Origin of the sequence: Anaerobacillus sp., from assembly GCF_046314235.1 — a bacterium.
Lineage (GTDB): Bacteria > Bacillota > Bacilli > Bacillales > Anaerobacillaceae > Anaerobacillus.
The window spans coordinates 44,938-66,102 of the sequence record NZ_JBKBWN010000012.1 but is presented as its reverse complement, the minus strand read 5'-3'; the positions used below and the strand labels follow the sequence as shown (position 1 = coordinate 66,102).

Sequence of the window (21,165 nt, the reverse complement as noted above, 5' to 3'; positions counted from 1 at the left end):
TTTGTTTTAGAAGTAGAATCGTACTGTGAAGATATAACTAGAAGGACGATTCCTAAGGAAGTTTCTTAGGAATCGTCTATTGTTTTGTGAATTTAAAATTAATATTTTTATTAATGTATTACTTAATCTGATATTGGTGATAAATATCAAATGAAACTTTGCTATACATGAAAAAAATAGAATTTTATTGTAATATATTAAAGTTAATAAGAATAAAAAAAATAAATAAAAATATTAATTATAAAGAAGGATTTTGAACTTGTAGGTAGAAATTATTAATCTAACATGTCGATATTATAGAAGAACGGTCCAACTCCTATATAGGGGGGATAACTTAGTGCTATATAAAACTAGCTTATTGAGAAATCCGTCTTTCTATTAATATTTAAATGTAAACGGTTTCTTCGAAAAAAAGGAGGGATGCTACTTTATCTTGACTACTAACACAAAAATAGGTGGTAAAAAATTAATGATTATCGATGTTCATTTTTTTATTGAGAGGAGAAGAGATAAGTATGAGTAAAAGGGTATCAAAAAGACTACTTTTATTTTTGTTAATGTTTGCATTAATTATACCGACTTCTGTTTTGGCGAAAGGGAAAATACTAGACACCCCAGCTGCTAACGTAAAAAAGGAAACTACTAGTCAGCCAAATAAAAACAGTAATAGACCACATCTCGATTACCAAGGAAACGCGCCTACTTTTCAAAATGCATCTGTCCATGACCCTTCGATTATAAAAGTTGATGATACGTATTATGTATTTGGCTCTCATATTGATGCTGCCAAATCAACTGATTTAAAATCATGGACTCGATTTACTAATGGCTATACAACTCCTAATAATGTTATATTTGGTGATTTATCACAAAATTTAGCGGGATCTTTCGCTTGGGCGGGAGAAAATGATTCCGATAGTAAAGGCGGTTTTTCCGTTTGGGCACCAGAGATTATTTGGAATGAACATTATCTCAATGAGGACGGCTCAAACGGTGCCTTTATGATGTACTATAGTGCATCTTCTACTTATATTCGCTCGGCAATTGGTTATGCGGTCTCCAAAAATATTGAAGGACCATATACTTATGTCGATACAATCATCTACTCAGGGTTTACTAGAAATGACGCTTATGATGCCAACAGTATCATAAATAAGAAGTGGAGTAATACAAATATTAAAGATTTAATTGAAGATGGGACTTTACAAGCTGAACGCTCAGGCTGGTTTAATAATAATGGAAGCTATAATAATAGTAACTTCCCAAATGCGATCGATGCCAATTTGTTCTTTGATGAGGATGGAAAGCTGTGGATGACCTACGGTTCATGGTCTGGTGGTATTTTTATCCTTGAAATCGATAAAACCACAGGTAAGGCAATTTATCCAGGAAAAGATGGTACAACAGAAGATGGCAGATTAGTAGATCGCTATTTCGGGACAAAAATTTCAGGTGGTTTTGGAAAATCAGGTGAAGGTCCCTATGTAGTCTATGATAAAGAAACTAACTATTATTACTTGTATGTAACATATGGTTGGTTAGCGGCTGACGGTGGTTATCATATGAGATTATTTAGGGCGACAAGTCCAGAGGGGCCATATTTAGATGCCCTAGGGCAAAATGCAGTTTTACCACGTAATACTGATCATGCTCCATATGGTATTAAATTGATGGGGAATTTCTTATTTGAAAGAAAAGTAGGTGATCCTGGGAGCGGTATAGGGTATGGTTATGTTTCTCCTGGTCATAATTCTTTCTATACTGATCCAGAAACTGGTCAACGATTTATAGTTTTTCATACTCGGTTCCCGCAAACGGGGGAAATGCACGAAGTTCGAGTTCATCAGATGTTTATGAATAAAGAGGGCTGGCCAGTGGTTGCCCCATATCGCTATTCAGGTGAAAAGCTAGAGAAAGTTAATAGACAGGATCTAATTGGAGACTATAAATTCATTAACCATGGGAAAGATAATTCTGCTACTCTCAAAAAATCTACATCCATTCGTTTAAATAAAGATAATACAATTTCAGGAGATATGGATGGAACGTGGAAAACAACAGGTCATAACTACGTTGAATTAACTGTAAATGAAATTACGTATAATGGAGTTTTCGTGCGACAATGGGAACCTTCCTCAAAAAGGTATGTTATGACGTTTACAGCGATGTCAGATCAAGGAGTAACTTTCTGGGGCAGTAAGTTGATTGACAAAACAGATGCTGAAATTGTAGCAGATGTTTTAGAAGATCTCACACTTGGTAATACAGAAAGAGTTGTTTCTAATTTGACACTCCCTACAGAAGGGACTCGTAACACGGTAATTTCCTGGGATACTTCAAACGATAAGGTTGTCACAAATAAAGGAGAGGTTACAAGACCGTCATTTGGTTCTGAAGACGTCAATGTGACTCTAACTGCAACTATCGAAAAAGGAGATTTAATAGCGACAAAAAGCTTTACATTAACAGTGTTAGCGTTGAAAGAAGCTTCATTAGTTGCTCATTATGAGTTTGAAGGTAATTTAAATGATAGTACGGGTAATTTACAAGCTGGAACTGTCACTGGTGACCGAATTGATAATACAGGTGGCTCAATTACTTACACTGAAGGAAGAGTTGGGAGTGCAGCAGTATTTGATGGCGCTTCTGGTGTTCGTTTACCAAACGGGCTTCTCTCAAGTAATACGTACTCAGTATCCCTTTGGGTAAATCCAGAACAAATAACTCAATTTACAACAACTTTCTTTGGTGCAAAGGATGGTGAGAACTGGGTAAGTTTACTTCCTAATGGTCCTGTAAATGGAAACACAATGGTGTGGTCTGGAAGTGGCGCTTGGTATGATGCTGTCACGGGTATGACCATCCCTTCAAAACAGTGGTCGCATTTGGCTTTCACCGTAGATAACGGGAAGATAATTGTTTATGTTGACGGAGAGGTAAAATATCAAGGTACAAACTTCCCTAATGTATTTACTACAAATAATGCTAGTTTTAGCCTAGGAGTAAATTGGTGGGATTTACCATTCAGAGGCTTAATGGATGATTTACGTATTTATGAAGGAGCATTAACAGCCTCAGCAGTTGTTGAATTAGCAAAGAGAGAAACTGAAGAAGCTCAGCTAGTTGCGCATTATGCTTTCGAAGAAAACTTAAGTGATCGTATTGAAAACTTTGATGTTGGTACTGTTACCGGTAACCGCATTGATAATACAGGCGGAACAATCTCGTACACAGATGGTCAACTTGGAAAAGCGGCAGTATTTAATGGTTCTTCAGGTGTGCGTTTACCTGATGGGCTTATTAAAGGTAACTCCTATTCAGTCTCGCTATGGTTACACCCGGAACAATTAACTCAATTTACAACAACCTTTTTTGGTGCGAGAGATGTGAATAACTGGATAAGCCTTGTTCCGAATGGTCCGGGTGGAGGGGATACGATGGTTTGGTCAGGCACTACATGGTATGATGCTACCACTGGATTAACTATCAGTCCGAACCAATGGACTCACTTGGCCTTCACTGTGGATAAGGGTAACATTCTTGTTTATGTTAACGGGGTAGTGAAATATAACGGAACAAACTTCCCAAATGTTTTTACGACTAACAATGCTAGCTTCAGTTTAGGAGTGAACTGGTGGGATACTCCATATAAAGGTTTGATAGATGAATTACGTATCTATAAAGGTATCTTAACCTCAACACAAGTTTCGGAATTAGCAAAGACAAACGAGTAAAGATCATAACATAACAAAAAATCGTACTGAATTATGTACGGTTTTTTTGTTATGTTAAAATCTATTTCTAATTAATGAAAATATTAATTTAAATATAAAGATATTATTAATTCGGTTTTTTAAAGCTGAAATTCGACAAAATAATTAAAAGAAAAATTAATTCATCGGCGAAAATAATAATTGACAGCGCTTATAACAATTAATATACTTAGTATAGTTAACTTAAATGTTTATATAAACTATTTTTATTAACTATTCTTATCAGGGGGTTGCCAAGAGGCTTTTGCTTGGACAGTTGCAAAAGGGTTAAAACATAAAAGATAGATGGACCTAATGCAATTGATCCGAATTTGATAACAGACCTTAACGGAACACCTTATTTAATCTACGGCTCATTCTGGTTTCTCCCAAACGGTATGCCAGTGAAAAGATCGAAGCTATTAGTGAAGATTTATCTTTGGTAAAAAGATCAGTTCATAGATACCAAGATGCAAGCAACTCAATTTTTAATAAATAATTAACAAATAAATATGACTTAACTAGTGAAGGGGAATGGATATAATGGGTGTTGAACAACAGTATAAAAATCCTATCGTGGAGCAACGAGCAGATCCTTGGGTGTATAAACATAAGGATGGGTATTACTATTTTACCGGTTCTGTACCAGAATACGATAGAATCGAACTTCGTAGATCAAAAACAATTCAAGGATTAGGGGAAGCGACTCCGGTAACTGTTTGGTGGAAATATGACCAAGGTCCAATGAGTGCAAATATTTGGGCTCCTGAAATTCATTTCATTGATGGGAAATGGTACATCTATTTCGCTGCAGCCAGAACCGCAGAAACGAGGGAAGGTTTATTTGACCATCGTATGTTCGTTCTTGAAACAGATGCTGAAAATCCGTTGGAAGGACCTTGGATTGAAAAGGGTCAAATTAAAACACAATGGGAAACGTTTTCCTTAGATGCAACGACATTTGAACACGATGGTGTAAGATATTTGGTTTGGCCGCAAAAAGATCCGGATATTGTGGGGAACTCAAATTTATATATTGCTAAAATGGAAAACCCTTGGACCATAACTGGCGAACAAGTCATGATTACAACGCCAGAGTATGATTGGGAAAAAATAGGTTTTTTAGTCAATGAAGGCCCAGCTGTACTGAAAAAGAATGGGAAGATATTCCTTGCTTATTCAGCTAGTGCAACGAACCATCATTATTGTATCGGGTTATTGGTGGCAGACGAAGGTAGTGATTTATTAAAGCAGTCCTCTTGGGTTAAACATCCTGTTCCTGTTTTTACAACAAATGCTGCAACTGGGCAATATGGTCCAGGACATAATAGCTTCACTGTTTCGGAGGATGGAACGAAAGACATATTAATTTACCATGCAAGAAATTACAAAGAAATTGATGGCGACCCTCTTTATGATCCTAATCGTCATACGAGAGCACAAGAGATTACATGGGATCTAGATGGAATGCCAATTTTTGGTGTACCAGTACCCGATGCAAAACCAGTAAAAAACTAATCTTAGATCGTGATTAATAATAAAAGAGCGCAAGGATTTATTATCCTCGCGCTCTTTTAATTTTCTTAATGGCTATCCGATATTTTTGCATCTTTCGTATAGAATAGCCTAAAAACAATATCTTGGTTATAGTTACCAAAACCAGTACCGAAAATTGTTACCCCGCCAATATGGTCAGCATCATCTTGGACAGCTATCCGAAACGTCCACAGCTTATCACGAATATTAATTTCGTTAATTGTAATATCGGAAATCCTATTCCCATCGATGAATGTACCATTTGTTGTAACGCGAATAAACTTTAGTAGGCCGTATTGATTAACTACCTTTGGCCACCATTCTGGAGTATATTTCCCTAAACGATCACCAAAATCACCAGGACTCGTCCATGATCCTAATTTCACATGATTTAAGTAAAAGGTTATATCTGAAGGCCAGTTTTCATTTGTAAAAGGCGCCTCTGATGATATTTCCAACGAAATGTCAAGTTCTTGTGGGGTTTGACTTGATAGTAAGAAATTTGGAACTTTATATTCTAGATAGCCTTTACTAAACCAGATAATTTTGGCGTTAACCCGTTCTGGTGCCAAAAGATATCTTGGTTCATCAAATTCACCAACAATATTTTCAATTGTCGCTAAACCACATGTTGGTTCGACCAGGAAGTCTGTATAATGACCAACGGACAACTCTGTTTGATGGTACTCAGTCAAGGTGGCTTCATAGGTAGGGAAGTTAACTTCTAACCGGTCAACGTTAAGAATACATAGTTTTTGAATACCGGCTTTTCCTGGGATCATTTCGGTCCGAATGATACCGCTTTTTTCTAGTTTCTTAATATGCATTGTCATAATTGCACTACTTAGACCATTTGCGTTAGCTAATTCGCGAATATTCATAGGTTGAATTGTTAAATGCTTGATAATTGATAATCGAACATGACTTGCAAGAGCCTCATAGACTGGAAGAGATTTAGTAGAGATATCTAAAATCATTATGGTCCTCCATATAATATTGATAGGTTTTAATAGTAGAATTAATAAAGCTTTATTAATTTTGAGCCATGAGGTGGTAGTGTGTATTCAATGTTTTCCTGGACAAAGCCCATGTCTTCTTGTTTCCAAAGGTCTCTTGCTTGAATTTTTCCAAACAAACCTATTTGGGATAATGAGGTATTGATGAAAGCTTCGTTTTCACTAATGTTAAAGATAGCTAGATATGTTTCTCCTTGACATCCTCTAGCAGTCCAAACCACTAGGTCTCCTTTTCGGGATACGAGCCGATTGCTATGACTATATTGATTAACTTGTAAAACTTCCTTATTTGTTAGTAAGGATAACGTCCATGGGTCATTATCACGAAGTTCGCCACCGAACATTAGTGGAGAGCGAAATATACTCCATAAAGTCATCATTGTCACTTGCTCGTCTTTTGTGAAACGTGTCCAGCGATCTCCGCCAGGACCATCGACAGACCGAATGCCTAAGTGACCGAGTGGGAGCATATCACAATCTGGCCAAAGGCCTGGTTCGACATGTTTTTCCCATTTTTCGCAACGCTCGAACATGTTATAAAGAAGGTTCCATTGATCCCAGAAATCATCAGTGATTCTCCACATATTTGCATTTTTCTTGAAATCTTCAGCAAATTCTAGTGGTGCAGGTCCTGGAGATAAACTCAATACCATCTCTCTTCCGCAGTGATCGATTGCATTCCTGATTAATTCGATTTCACTAAGATGGGTGTTGTAAAGCCTAGAAGCTGCAATATCATCAACCTTCACAAAGTCGACACCCCAGCTAGCATATAACTCAAATAACGAATTATAGTATTGTTGTGCTCCCTCTTTAGTAGCGTCAACTCCATACATATCAGTATTCCATGGGCAAATAGAATTTGTGTGAGCGATGTCTCTTGCTGTAAAATCCCCCCCTAAAATACCAGAATTACTGTGAACAGCTTGGCGAGGTATTCCTCTCATGATATGAATACCAAATTTTAAACCTAAATTATGAATATAATCACCTAGTGGCTTAAATCCTTGTCCGTTCTTTGCAGATGGAAATCTGTTTACCGAAGGAAGTAAACGAGAGTATCTATCCATTGTTAACGGAGTAAAAGGATGATAGAACGAAGAGTTTGCAGTCGGTTCGAACCACTGAATGTCGACGACGACATAAGTCCAACCGTATTGTTTTAAATTTGTTGCGATGTAATCGGCATTCCCTTTTACTTCTGCTTCGGTAACGCTTGCTCCGTAACAATCCCAACTATTCCAGCCCATTGGAGGGGTTGGTGCAATTTTAATATGCTTCATAAAAAAACGCCTACCTTTCTATCAAAATACAATTAATTAACTTATAATATATTTAGTAATATATTAACATTTCTATTATTGAATATAAAGACTTAATTAAAGCGTTTTATTATTTATTTAACGCTAGTTATAATAGATATGGAACTAGATTTATTTATTTGTTAATATTAAATGTATATATTAATAATTTGTCTTGAATTTTAGATTGTAATTGGAATAATAAAAAGGGAATTGTTAACCTAAGTCCGATGATGTGTTGTTTGTGAGTTAAATAAATATGAAGATGGGAAAGGGAGATTAGTATGAACAAATTTTCCGTAATGGATAGTGAATGTGCATGTGGACAAAAACATTTTGATATCAATGTCGAAAAGATTGTGATTGAAAGTGGTGCATTGAATGGAGTTGTTGAATTTTTAAGAGAAAAGGCACTTTCTCACATTCTTCTGGTTGTTGATGAAAATACGTACAAAGCGGCAGGGCGAGCACTTTGTAATTTACTTAGTAATAGTATCTACAATGTGGATATTTGTTTGCTTAAACCTGATGATTTAAATGATGTTGTTGCTAATGAGAGTTCGATTGTGCAACTTTTACTCGCTGCCCCACAGAACGTTGACGTTTTGTTAGCGGTAGGCTCTGGGACAATTCATGATATTACTAGAATTGTCAGTTTTAAAATGTCTAAACCGTTTATCTCAGTTCCTACAGCCCCTTCCGTAGATGGATTTAGCTCGATGGGGGCCCCGTTGGTGATAAGAGGCGTGAAAACAACTTATCAAACGCAGGCACCTATTGCTGTGTTTGCGGATTTAGAAGTTCTAGTAAAAGCACCTAAAAAAATGATTGCAGCTGGTTTTGGTGATATGTTAGGCAAATATACTTCACTAGCCGATTGGCGTTTTAGTAGCCTTATCGGTGGAGAAGCATTTTGTCCGTTAAGCTTCGATGTTACTAAGGGTGCATTAGAAACTTGTGTAAATAATCTTGAATTGATAGCGGCAGGGGAGAGTGAAGGGATTAAAGTTTTAATGGAAGCTTTAATTAATTCAGGATTCGCGATGCTATTAATCGGACAGTCCTTCCCAGCCTCAGGAGCAGAACACCATGTATCTCACTATTGGGAAATGGAGTTTATCCGGAGGAAAAAACCGCAAGTTCTTCATGGGACAAAGGTGGCAATCTCGTGCCAATTAGTAGCAGATTTTTATAAAAATACTGTTAGAAAGTCGGTTGTTCGGGGGCGAAGTATAAATTCAAAAAATGAAATTTTAAAGAAAGTACAAGGAAATCTGGACACTGTTTTAGAGATTATTGATAGTATTCCAGAGAGTAGTGTATTAAAAGAAATGGTAATTAGATTAGGTGGAGAAACATTGCCAGCCGAACTGGGAATTAGTAATGCGCTTATTAAAAAAAGCTTAAACGAAGCGCATTATATTAGAGATCGTTTTACCCTTTTGCGTTTTTATAATGAATATATTCGAGGACAATAAAGGTTCCTAGAATTTATCAGAGCTTTTGTCATAAAAATCCATACTTAGTATTACGTTTGCATTTGTACGTACATAAAATGTTTAAAGTGAAAAAACACTAGTATATCTAATAAATAAGCTCATATTTTTAGAAAAAGTTCAATAATTCTTACGATATATTAAAAAAAACAGTGGAAAAATGTACGTACAAGTGTATAATTAATTTGAAGTTGAATTTAGCATGGAAGGAGAAAAAACATGTTAGTACAGTTGAAAGAAATTGTATTTAAAGCAAACCTCGCGTTACCCAAACACGAATTAGTTACTTTTACATGGGGGAATGTTAGTGGGATTGATCGCCAAAGTGGTCTTGTAGTTATTAAACCGAGTGGTGTTGAGTATTTTGAAATGAGAAGTAGGGACATGGTCGTTGTTGATTTGGATGGGAATGTCGTACAAGGTGATTTAAATCCATCATCTGATACAGCTACACATCTAGTTCTTTATAAAGCTTTTCCTGAAATTGGTGGAATTGTGCACACGCATTCGAGAAATGCAACAAGTTGGGCGCAAGCAGGACGGTCAATACCAGCGTTTGGTACGACTCATGCTGACTATTTTTATGGAAGTATTCCATGTACAAGAGAAATGAGAGAACACGAAATAAAGGGTGCCTATGAGCTCGAAACAGGAAATGTTATTGTTGAAACATTTGAGACATTACAGCTCAATCCTTTGCATACTCCAGGTATCCTAGTCCATTCACATGCTCCATTTACATGGGGAAAAGACCCATATAGTGCCGTTCATAACGCAGTCGTTTTAGAGGAAGTTGCCAGAATGGGGCTTAATACACTGGCGCTTAATCCACAAACGCCACCGATGGACCAAACCTTGTTGGAACGTCATTTTTTACGAAAGCATGGAGTAAATGCATACTACGGACAAAGTAAAAAAAGAGAGGATTAATTTTGGGCGCGATGAAAATATTGTGATGAAGCGTTTAAAATCAATTTAAGAACAAAATTAGGTTTTAGATTAATAGATTTACTATTACATTTTTTAGGAGGACAATATCAATGCTAAAAACAAAACAATATCAATTTTGGTTTGTGACAGGTAGTCAACATTTATATGGACATGAAACAATTCAACAAGTAGAAGATCATTCTCGTCAAATCGTCGAAGGTTTAAATCAAGATGAAACAATCCCGTTTGAAGTTGTTTTAAAACCAGTCTTAACAACGCCGGATGCTATTCGTAGGCTGTGTATCGACGCAAATACTGATGAGAATTGTGCAGGACTGATTACATGGATGCATACGTTTTCACCAGCAAAAATGTGGATTGCAGGTCTTTCTGAATTAAGAAAGCCACTATTGCACCTACATACACAATTCAATCGTGATATTCCATGGGATAAAATTGATATGGACTTTATGAATCTAAATCAGTCAGCTCATGGTGACCGTGAGTATGGATTTATTGGTGCGCGTATGAAAATTGCCAGAAAAGTTGTTGTTGGCCACTGGCAGGATCCAAAAGTAAGAACAAGAACAGCAGACTGGATGAGAACAGCAACTGCTTTTACTGATGGAAAGAACCTGAAGGTCGCGAGATTCGGAGATAATATGCGCGAAGTCGCAGTAACTGAGGGAGACAAAGTTGAAGCTCAAATTAAATTAGGATGGTCAACATCTGGATTTGGGATTGGTGATTTAGTTCAAAGAATGAATGACATCTCAGAACAAGAAGTAAATGCTCTTTATGAAGTCTACAATGAGTTATATGATATCGACCCAAAGGCTACTACTTCAGCGGATTACCGTAATTCAATTTTAGAACAAGCGCGGATTGAATTAGGCATGAAAGCCTTTTTAGAAGAAGGTGGGTTTACAGCTTTCACAACAAACTTTGAAGACCTTCATGGAATGAAGCAACTACCAGGTCTAGCTGTCCAACGTTTAATGGAGCAAGGGTACGGCTTTGGTGGAGAGGGCGATTGGAAAACTGCAGCTTTACTCAGAATGATGAAAATCATTGCTGGTGGAAAAGGGACTTCATTTATGGAGGACTATACGTATCATTTAGAATTAGGCAACGAATTAGTACTTGGATCACATATGCTAGAGGTTTGTCCAACAATTGCTGCAAATCGACCGAAAATCCAAGTTCATCCATTGGGAATCGGTGGGAAGCAAGATCCTGCAAGGATGGTGTTTGATGGTGACGCGGGCCGTGCGTTAAATGCATCGATTATTGACTTAGGTCATCGTTTCCGTTTAGTTGTTAATGAAGTAGATGCAGTAAGACCTATGAAAGAGATGCCAAAGCTTCCGGTAGCAAAAGTACTATGGAAACCGCAACCATCATTAAGTGAATCGGCAGAAGCGTGGATCCACGCAGGAGGAGCACATCATACAGTATTCTCATTCAAGGTAACACCTGAGCAATTGTTTGATTGGTCAGTAATGACTGACATCGAGTGTGTGTTTATTAATAATTCAACAAATGTGATGAGCTTCCAAAACGAGTTAAGATGGAATGAGATTGCTCGAAAGTTTTAAAATTTTTTATAGATTCGAAAAAAAATAGGAGGCTTCCTACTTTATGAAAAATACAGTAATCATTAATACTGATGTTGAAAAAGGAATTATTAATAAAAATATTTATGGCCAATTTGCAGAGCACTTAGGTAGATGTATCTATGAGGGTCTATGGGTAGGAGAAAATTCCCCAATCCCAAATACAAACGGTATTAGAAATGACGTTCTTGAGGCGTTAAAAAATATCAATGTTCCAGTATTACGTTGGCCTGGTGGTTGTTTTGCAGATGAATATCACTGGAAAGATGGAGTGGGCCCGCGCGAGCAGCGAAAAAGAATGGTAAATACGCACTGGGGTGGCGTTATTGAAAACAACCATTTTGGAACCCATGAATTTATGCAACTGTGTGAACTGCTCGATTGTGAGCCGTATATTTGTGGTAATGTAGGAAGTGGGACTGTCCAGGAAATGTCAGAATGGGTAGAGTATATGACACTAAATGGAGAATCACCAATGGCCGATTGGAGAAAAGAAAATGGTCGCGAAGAGCCTTGGAACTTAACGTACTTTGGTGTAGGAAACGAAAACTGGGGCTGTGGTGGAAATATGCGCCCAGAATATTATGCGGATCTTTATCGACGTTATCAAACCTACGTAAGAAATTATGGGAAAAATAAAATTTATAAAATTGCTGGTGGCGCTAATGTTGATGATTACCGTTGGACAGAGGTGCTGATGCGTGAAGCTCACTGGCTAATGGATGGTTTAAGTCTTCATTACTATACTATACCAGGAGATTTTTGGTTAGGGAAAGGATCTGCAACTGATCCGAGAGCTGAAGAATGGTTCGTGACAATGAAAAAAGCACTTCATATGGATGAATTAATTACAAAGCATTCAACAATTATGGATAAGTACGACCCAGCTAAGCGGATCGGTATGATCATTGATGAATGGGGCACTTGGTTTGACGTAGAACCTGGTACAAACCCTGGTTTTCTCTATCAACAAAATACAATTCGGGATGCACTAGTAGCAGGAGTTCACTTCCATATTTTTCATAAGCATAGTGATCGTGTACAAATGACAAACATCGCACAAGCAGTAAATGTATTACAAGCGATGGTCTTAACAGAAGGGGAAAAGATGCTCCTTACTCCTACTTATCATGTATTCGAAATGTTTAAAGTACACCAAGATGCTACCAAATTAGATATTGAGACAATTGTTGAAGAATATGAGATGAATGGTGAAAAACTACCATCTGTCAGTGCATCTGCATCAAAGGATGCAAATGGGAAAATTCATATCAGTTTGTGTAATCTTAATCATCAAGCAGAAAGTACAGTAAACATCGATTTACGTGGGTTATATGATGGTATAGCCAAAATTTCAGGAAGAATTTTAACTGCAGATAAACCTAATGAACATAATACATTTGAACAACCAGAAGTAGTAAAGCCAGTTGAATTTAAAAGCTTTACAGTATTCAATAGTGAGTTAACTGTAATACTACCAGCGATGTCTGTTGTTGTTTTAGCTGTAGAGTAAATGAGTAGAAAAACCGAATGTAAATGGTGCCGTCCTATTGTTGTTGAAGGTATCAATGATATTGATGAACTTGATGATACACAAACAGTCTCTGAGGAGATTTATGAACAAAGATTGGCGATTTGTATGGATTGTTCTTCCTTGCAATACGGAACAACCTGCAAACATTCAGGATGTATCGTAAGCTATCGAACTTTGCTTATAGATAAGAGCTGTCCTTATCCAGGGGAAGCTAAGTGGTAAAACGAATAAGGTAGAAATAAATATATTTAGGGGTTATTCTATGTAGAGTAACCCTTTTTTTATTGTTGATCATTTCAACATAATAAAAATTTAGTGGCGGTGATAAATATAATGGTAAAAAAAGCATTTTTCTTTGACCTTGACGACACTCTCTATGATCAATTACAACCTTTTAAAGAAGCAGTTATTTGTTCATACAGTACTATAGAAGAGTTGCCATTTGAGAAAATATTTAAAAGATCAAGGGAATATAGCGATATACTTTGGGACCAATATTGTTCGAATAAAGTAAGTTTAGAAGAATTAAGGGTAAAAAGACTAGTACTTGCATTTGAGGATTTTAAATACAAGTTAGAACCTAAGCAAGCAATGGAAATCCAAGAAAGATATGAGGAAAGACAGAATAAAATTAAACTTTCTAAGGGGGTTATTTCCTGTTTGACTAGTTTAAAAGAAAAAGGGTTTTTGGTCGGTATAATAACAAATGGTCCAGTTGAGCATCAGATGAAAAAAATTATAAATTTACAACTGGATGCATTTGTATCAAAGGAGCTAATTTTTATTTCTGACGGGGTAGGAATTGCAAAACCAGATCCCCGAATTTTTTTACATGTAAATAATAGAATTGGGATTAAACCGGAGAATTGCTACTATGCCGGGGATTCCTGGCGTAATGATGTAGTTCCATCCCTTAATGCGGGATGGAATAGTGTCTGGTATAATTTTCGTTGTAGGAAACCAGAAACAACGGATATCCCATACAAGGTGATTTATAGTTACCATGAACTTGATATGTAAGTTGTCAAGAAATAGCAGTTAAAGAAAATGAGGCTGTCCCACGTTTCAGAGCACCTCGAAATCACACTATAGATAGAGAAGTGTATGTTTGTACATAATCTATTTATAGTAGGGGAGTTGACTGATACATTGGGACAGCCTCATATAGATCAGTTGTCATTCGTTTTTTTGGTAATATAATTTAAAAATAATGTCTTGATTATAGTTGCCAAACGAGGAGCCGAATAACGTTAGCCCGCCAACATGTTTTGCATCTTCTAAGACGGCAAGTCGGAAGGTCCATAAATTTTGATTTACATTTAATTGATCTATAGTGACATTGGAAATTTGTTGACCATCAATAAAAGTTCCAACTGAGTTAACCTTTAAAACTTTTAGCAGTCCATATTGATTGATTTCATCCCACCACCAATCAGGTGTATACTTTCCTTTTTTACCACCACCAAAATCTCCTGGGCTAGTCCAACTTCCAATTAAAACTCCATTTAAAAAGAAGGAAATATCTGAAGGCCAATTATCATTTGCATACGGTGCTTCAGAACATAATTCCATGGAGATTTCTAATTCAGTAGGTTCTTCATCCTTCATTAAGTAATTTGGCACTTTGTACTCAACGAAACCTTGTCCGAACCAGAAGATACCAGCATTAACTCTTTCAGGGTCAAGAAAATATCGTGGCTCATCAAAAATCCCAATTACATTTTGAGAGGTGGCGATCCCACATGTAGGTTTTATCTCAAAATCAGTGTAATGGCCTACGGATACTACGGTTTTGTGATAATGCTTCTCTTGAATGTCTGATTTTTGTGGGAAGGAAATTTCGATCGTTTTAGTAATTAGTGAACAAACTTTTTTAGTACCGCCTTTTCCAGGGACCATCTTTGTTTTAATAATTCCAGCCTTTTCCAATTTTCTTATATGCATTGTCATAATGGCACTACTCAGCTCAAGGGCTTCTGCAATCTCTTTAATGTTCATTTCTTTATCTGCTAACAAATGAATAATTGACAACCTAACTCCACTTGCCAGCGCTTCATATATTGGTAATGAATTAGTTGAAATATCAGCTTCCATATTAGTCCTCCCGGTATTAAAAAATGTTAATGCTAAGAGCATCAAACCTTAAGTTTCTTTTCATAAACATAATCATTAACTATAATATAACGCTATTTCATTATAAAGCAAGAGAAATAGCGTTTTATATTAATTGTAAAACCCTTGAATGGATAACGATAACATTAAGAGTTACTCGGAGTAGATTTACTTCGTATGGTATGATCACCGAGTTGTCACGAATACAAACCAAATTTTTTTATTGGATAATAATAGTAACATAAAATAAAATTAATTATAGTGAAAGATTGTCCGTACAAGTGTATAATGTTTTTATTAGGGATTAAAAATTTACAGGTTGAAAAACAAAAATGACTTTGTAATACTCAAATATAAAAAATGAAACTTTCTTTTTATATCAGTAATGTCGCAAGGTTTAGAAAAAAAGAGGTGTCTATATGGAGACAAAATATAGTATGGTCAAACAAAACATTAAATCGAAAATACTTGATGGCACGTTTAATTCTCAACAGCGAATAAGTTCAGAAAATGATTTAATGAAGGAGTTTGGGGTTAGTAGGCACACCGTTAGGATTGCTATTGGAGAATTAGTAAATGAGGGTTGGTTATACCGGGAACAAGGTGCAGGGACATTTGTGGCTGACCGTTCGAAAGAGGAGAATAGAGCCGAGAAAAAAACGAAAAACATTGCCATTGTTACAACTTTTATTTCTGATTATATCTTTCCATCGATTATTCGTGGAGCAGAGTCTTATTTAAGTGAAGAGGGATATCAGGTCAGTTTGTATAGTACGAATAATAATCACGAAAGTGAGATGAGGATTTTAGAAAATCTCCTTTCCCAAAACATTGATGGAATTATTATCGAACCAACAAAAAGTGCGTTTTCCAATCCAAATATAAACTACTATTTTAACCTTGAACGCTTAAATATCCCTTATATTATGATCAATGCTTTTTATGATGAACTAGAGCCAATTTGTTTAATTATGAACGATGAAAAAGGCGGTTTTATTCAAACGGAGCATCTAATTAAGCTTGGCCACAAAAATATTGTTGGTTTTTTTAAAAACGATGATATTCAAGGAGTAAAACGAATGAAGGGCTATATAAAGGCTCATCGCACAAACCAAATACCTATAAATCCTACAAATATTATTACGTATAGTTCAGAGGAAAAAAAAATCAAGCCAGTGGAAGAATTAAAAAAATTATTAGCATCAGGTGAACAACCAACTGCTCTTGTCTGTTATAATGATGAGCTCACTCTGTTTTTACTAGACGTTCTAAGAGAAAAGAAATTGCATGTTCCCAATGATATTTCGATTGTAGGTTATGATGACTCATTTTTGGCTCAGGCTTCTGAGGTTAAATTGACGACGATCAAACATCCCAAAAATGAATTAGGCGAAACTGCTGCAAAAATGATTGTTGAGCTTGTAAAAGTAAAAGAAGGTAATAGTCGAAAATCAGACGTTAAAGTTGAAACGGTTGTTTATGAGCCTGAACTGGTCTTAAGAAGTTCTACAAGGAAGCTGTAAAGATATTATAGAAATAAAAATGCATATTTTCTTTTGGAGTTCAGGTATGAAAAGTGGCTAGAACAGTTTTTTTAGAAGTAGTGATAAAGGAATTAATCCCTATCTGAAAAACCTAACTGTGAAGTGAACTGCTCACAGTTAGGTTTAGTATTAATAATGAGTCCATTTTTTTAGTGAGCACGGAAGATTTCCATCATCGTAGTACGTCTTCTTTATTTGCCTGCCACGTAGCGATAAGCTAACGAGCCATTAAGCTTAAGAAACAAATGCGGTATTCCTTTATTGAGGAATGTATGAAATACAGCTATGAAAATATGAAAAAATAATTATATATATTAATAGCTAAATCAGTTTCATTTACCTTATACTTAATCATGGTAAAGAATTAAAACAACTAGGGAGAGATACATATTGAGTAATGAAATTACGGAATTAAACAAAAAAGAAGAACTTATCTATTTAAGGAACAAGCTACTAATTTTGGTTTTGTGGTTTACATCCATTCTTAGCATGGCATTTATCATAATGTCAGGTTTTGGTATTATTGAGACACTACTCATGTTTTCAATAAGTATATTCATTAATGCGGTCATAACATTCCTTGTTATTAAGAGACTGTTTATTTATGTTACAAAATATATCATTGTAGGTTCATTTATAATATCTATTTTTTTCACATTCTTTGGACCAGCTGTAACCCTGTCTTTATTTTTTCTTATCGCATTTTACGTAGTATTAATCGCAATGTACGAAGATTGGATTTCAACTCTTATTGTTGGGGGAGGTTCCTTAATTATAGCTAATATTGGCTTTTCTAAAAGTTATAACTTCGCACTTCCTGAAAATTTATTGCCGGAATTAATCTCTATTAACTTCTTTCTTGTTTTAATTATTGGAGTTATTTTTGTTCATGGTCGTTTTAATGTAAAGGTAAGAAACCATGTCGAGTCTTTAATAAAAGAAGTAATAGAAATGAAAGATAGAAGTGAGCAAAATAATGACTCTATTAGGAAATCTGTTACAACTTTAAAAAGCTTTAGCACTGGATTGGTTAAAAATATAAGTTCCACATCTAGCATCTCGCAAGACCTGTCACAAACGTTTAATGAAATGGCAACAGGGTCTTCTAATCAAGTAGAGAGCATTTCAAGAATTAATGATTCTATTCGCAATACCTCTAATTTTACAAATGGAGTAAAAGAAACAGCTGATGATATGTCTGGGAAGTCATCAGAAAATTTAAATGTTGTAAAAGAAGGGAATCAAAATTTAAACAAATTGCAGAACGAGATTGGTAACATCTCTAATGTTATAGGCGGAATGGTTAACGTTACACAAGAATTAAATGAACAGAGCTCAAAAATTGCAGATATCATTGTTGAAATAAATGATATTTCCAACCAGACTAATTTACTAGCACTTAATGCGGCAATTGAGGCAGCTCGTGCCGGAGAACACGGAAAAGGCTTCGCGGTAGTAGCAGATGAAGTTCGAAAACTAGCTGAGAGTTCCCGAAAATCAACAGAATTAGTTCAAACCATTTTAAATGGAATAGAAGAAAAAGTTCACATGGCAATAGAGCAAGCTCAAAAGGGTGACGAAGCTGCAGAATACAGTGAGAAAGCCCTATCATCTGTTCAAACTGTTTTTGAAAAAATAATATCAAATGCAGAAGAAACGACCAGTGCTTCTAAAAAAATCGAAAGAATGCTAAGCGAACTAAATCAATCCTCCGAAAGTATATCAGCAGAGGTAGAAGCAATCGCAAGTGTTACAGAAGAACATAGTGCATCTACACAGGAAGTGTTAAGTAGTTTTGACGAACAATACTCAAGGATAAAGGATATAGAAGCTCAATATACTGAATTAGAAAAGATCATTGAGCAACTCGATGAAATTGCAAATAAAAAATAATAGTAGAGTTTGTTTAGGAAAGGAGGGATTTTTAATTCCCTCCTTTTTTTCATTCTCTTTATTGGAACTACAGGGAAGAACATGTCATTGATAAAATAATTGTGACAAAAACAAAAACAAATCAAAGATAAATTTTGATTTGTTTTTGTTTGTTATTGACTCGTTTTGTTTTGTGGAGTAAGATAAAGCAAAGTTAATTATTAATTAATAATATTTTTAAATATATAAATAAAAGTAAAGAGGAGACGATCAAAATGAATACTTTAAAGATGGATGTACTGAGTGCCCAGTTTATTCAAGATATGATGAAGACAACAGCTAACCTTTATCGTTTAGGCTGGGATGAGCGAAACGGGGGAAACATTAGCTATTTATTAAGAGAAGAGGAAGTTACTCCTTATTTAGATATCAATGATGTGAAACGTACAGTGAAGATTAGCTTTAATGCAAAAGAAATTGCAGGAAGTTACTTTATCGTAACTGGTTCTGGTAAATATTTTAAAAACGTAATCGATGAACCAGAAGGGAATTTAGGAATAATTCGTATTGGTCAAGATGGAACAAGTGTTGATATTTTATGGGGCTTTGTAGGCGGAGCAGTTCCAACAAGCGAATTATCTTCTCATTTAATGAGTCACATTGAAAGACTTAAAGTAGATACAGAACATCGTATTGTTATGCACTGCCATGCTACACACTTAATTGGAATGACATTTACTCATGAACTTGATGAAGCTCTTTTCACAAAAACACTTTGGGAAATGTGTACCGAATGTATCGTTGTTTTTCCAGATGGTGTAGGCCTTATTCCATGGATGGTACCTGGTACAGATCAAATTGGACAATCGACTGCTGACAAAATGAAAACAACTCGTTTAGTAATATGGCCACATCACGGTATATTTGGTACTGGAACTACTATGGATGAAACTTTTGGGTTAATCGAAACAGCTGAAAAAGCTGCAGAAGTTTATACAATTGTTTGTGCTCAAGGTGGTAAGAAGCAAACAATTACAGACCAACAGTTAAAAGATTTAGCAGATGCTTTTGGTGTAGTACCGCGTTCAGGCGTTTTAGAGTTATAAAAATAATCCATGAAGGCTGAGACCTACTTTAGTAGGGGCAGTCTTTTTTTGTGGAAAAGGGGGACGGAGCGCTGTAACAAAGAAGTGAAATCGTTGAAGAAACTCTGCTCCACAGCCTTAATTAGAATTCCTAAAACATTGATTAAGTGATAGGATATCATTAGTAACTATTTTGTTGGAGGGGTAACAATGGATGAGCTTCTATATGAATTAATTCAGTTGACTGATGAGGAACAGCTAATCCTACAAAGTGATAAAAAAGTCTTAAAAGATATGTACACTAGCCAACGAAATTTTATTATTGAAAGTGAAAAGTTTTTAAGTAAAGATAAAATGATTATGGTACGAAAACATACACGGTTTGTTGATTTTCCTATGCATAAGCATAACTATATTGAAATTAATTATGTTTATAATGGAACGTTAAAGCAAAAAGTAGGAAAAGAAGAAATTACCTTAAAAAAAGGAGAATTACTTTTTTTAAACCAACATATTGAACATGAAATTGATGCATGTACAAAAGACGACATCATTATCAATTTTATTATTCAACCTCAATTTTTTGAGTTTATCCTTTCTTACTTAAATTCGGAAAATTTAGTTAGCGAGTTTCTCATTAGTAGCTTATACAACCACACACATAATGGCCATTTTCTTTATTTCCAAGTATCAGAAATTGAAGAAATTCAAGAATTAATTAAAAAGATGATTGTTGAAATAATGTCGCCAAGTTTGTTATCAGATTCTTCAATTAAACTGTATATGGGCCTTTTAATGGTTCAGTTAATAAAAAATGCCAGTAAAGCTGTTAATAATAAAGACCAATCTCTTCAGCACTATATAATAGTAGAATCACTAAAATACATCGATGAAAATTATAAACAGGCTTCCCTTTATGAATTAGCAAAAAAACTAAAGCAACCACATTATTCGTTAAGTAAACAGATTAAAAAAGCAACGAGTTATACTTTTAAAGAATTACTTCAAGAAAAGCGTTTATCTAAAGCTAAAGAGCTTTTTGATAGCACGAAATTACCAATAGTAACCGTTGTCGAAGAAGTAGGTTATGACAACATTAGTTATTTTTATCGAATTTTTAAAAAGAAATATCAGATGACGCCTAAGGAATATCGGAAGTTGGAATGAAACAGATTGCTATTACCGTAATGGTAGTAGTTTTTTTTGCTTTTGGATAATATAAAATTTTATTTTGAAAGCAGTCTAGCTACAGGTGCAGGTGCAGGTGCAGGTGCTTGCGCTTTCTTACTATCTTAATATGATAACTATGAAATTATTCTATGAACAAGAAGTTTACCAGTTTTTAAATGCAAATAAGGACAATAAAAAAAC

At 35.4% G+C, this 21,165-nt stretch carries 15 protein-coding genes; 12 read left to right on the top strand and 3 right to left on the bottom strand.

The features are described from left to right. Positions 1-515: 515 nt before the first annotated feature. Together ACK4M9_RS16150 and ACK4M9_RS16140 are read left to right on the top strand one after the other, a co-directional pair. Positions 516-3,734 (top strand): LamG-like jellyroll fold domain-containing protein, encoded by a 3,219-nt coding sequence (locus ACK4M9_RS16150; RefSeq protein WP_486303944.1) that lies wholly within the window; start codon positions 516-518, stop codon positions 3,732-3,734. A 561-nt stretch (positions 3,735-4,295) separates the two neighbouring features. After that, complete coding sequence (locus ACK4M9_RS16140; protein WP_409852756.1) at positions 4,296-5,270, top strand: glycoside hydrolase family 43 protein; 975 nt, start codon at positions 4,296-4,298, stop codon at positions 5,268-5,270. Between the two features lie 65 nt (positions 5,271-5,335). Here the strand turns inward: ACK4M9_RS16140 and ACK4M9_RS16135 are convergent, their stop codons facing one another. Together ACK4M9_RS16135 and ACK4M9_RS16130 are read right to left on the bottom strand one after the other, a co-directional pair. Next, positions 5,336-6,265, bottom strand: a complete 930-nt coding sequence (locus tag ACK4M9_RS16135) for an ArsR/SmtB family transcription factor (protein WP_409852753.1) — start codon at positions 6,263-6,265, stop codon at positions 5,336-5,338. Positions 6,266-6,306: 41 nt separating this feature from the next. Then, entirely contained in the window at positions 6,307-7,587 is a 1,281-nt protein-coding gene (locus ACK4M9_RS16130) for a glycoside hydrolase family 27 protein (protein WP_409852750.1), read from the bottom strand. Between the two features lie 302 nt (positions 7,588-7,889). Here ACK4M9_RS16130 and ACK4M9_RS16125 point away from each other — a divergent pair, with 302 nt between their 5' ends. The 6 genes from ACK4M9_RS16125 to ACK4M9_RS16100 all read left to right on the top strand — a co-directional run bounded on the left by ACK4M9_RS16125 (position 7,890) and on the right by ACK4M9_RS16100 (position 14,201). After that, positions 7,890-9,083 carry a sn-glycerol-1-phosphate dehydrogenase gene (locus ACK4M9_RS16125; protein ID WP_409852748.1) on the top strand — a complete coding sequence of 398 codons (1,194 nt, stop codon included), beginning with the start codon at positions 7,890-7,892 and terminating at the stop codon, positions 9,081-9,083. A gap of 237 nt (positions 9,084-9,320) precedes the next feature. Then, entirely contained in the window at positions 9,321-10,031 is a 711-nt protein-coding gene (araD, locus tag ACK4M9_RS16120) for an L-ribulose-5-phosphate 4-epimerase (protein WP_409852746.1), read from the top strand. A gap of 110 nt (positions 10,032-10,141) precedes the next feature. Further along, on the top strand, positions 10,142-11,629 hold the full coding sequence (gene araA / locus ACK4M9_RS16115; RefSeq protein ID WP_409852743.1) for an L-arabinose isomerase: 1,488 nt from the start codon (positions 10,142-10,144) through the stop codon (positions 11,627-11,629). A 43-nt stretch (positions 11,630-11,672) separates the two neighbouring features. Beyond that, positions 11,673-13,160, top strand: coding sequence for an alpha-N-arabinofuranosidase (locus ACK4M9_RS16110; protein WP_409852740.1), 1,488 nt, complete (start codon positions 11,673-11,675; stop codon positions 13,158-13,160). Next, entirely contained in the window at positions 13,161-13,403 is a 243-nt protein-coding gene (locus ACK4M9_RS16105) for a DUF6171 family protein (RefSeq protein WP_409852737.1), read from the top strand. 111 nt (positions 13,404-13,514) lie between these two features. Further along, positions 13,515-14,201, top strand: a complete 687-nt coding sequence (locus ACK4M9_RS16100; protein WP_409852734.1) for an HAD family hydrolase — start codon at positions 13,515-13,517, stop codon at positions 14,199-14,201. A gap of 156 nt (positions 14,202-14,357) precedes the next feature. Here ACK4M9_RS16100 and ACK4M9_RS16095 read toward each other — a convergent pair whose 3' ends face one another. Then, positions 14,358-15,275 carry an ArsR/SmtB family transcription factor gene (locus tag ACK4M9_RS16095; protein WP_409852731.1) on the bottom strand — a complete coding sequence of 306 codons (918 nt, stop codon included), beginning with the start codon at positions 15,273-15,275 and terminating at the stop codon, positions 14,358-14,360. A 437-nt stretch (positions 15,276-15,712) separates the two neighbouring features. On the opposite strand from ACK4M9_RS16095, the gene ACK4M9_RS16090 reads away from it, so the two are divergent. The 4 genes from ACK4M9_RS16090 (at position 15,713) to ACK4M9_RS16075 (ending at position 20,961) form a co-directional block, all read left to right on the top strand. Then, entirely contained in the window at positions 15,713-16,816 is a 1,104-nt protein-coding gene (locus ACK4M9_RS16090; protein ID WP_409852728.1) for a GntR family transcriptional regulator, read from the top strand. 411 nt (positions 16,817-17,227) lie between these two features. Next, positions 17,228-18,730 carry a methyl-accepting chemotaxis protein gene (locus ACK4M9_RS16085; RefSeq protein ID WP_409852725.1) on the top strand — a complete coding sequence of 501 codons (1,503 nt, stop codon included), beginning with the start codon at positions 17,228-17,230 and terminating at the stop codon, positions 18,728-18,730. Positions 18,731-18,984: 254 nt separating this feature from the next. After that, complete coding sequence (gene rhaD / locus ACK4M9_RS16080; RefSeq protein ID WP_409852722.1) at positions 18,985-19,815, top strand: rhamnulose-1-phosphate aldolase; 831 nt, start codon at positions 18,985-18,987, stop codon at positions 19,813-19,815. A 189-nt stretch (positions 19,816-20,004) separates the two neighbouring features. Continuing rightward, on the top strand, positions 20,005-20,961 hold the full coding sequence (locus tag ACK4M9_RS16075) for an AraC family transcriptional regulator (protein ID WP_409852719.1): 957 nt from the start codon (positions 20,005-20,007) through the stop codon (positions 20,959-20,961). The last annotated feature ends 204 nt before the right edge of the window (positions 20,962-21,165 follow it).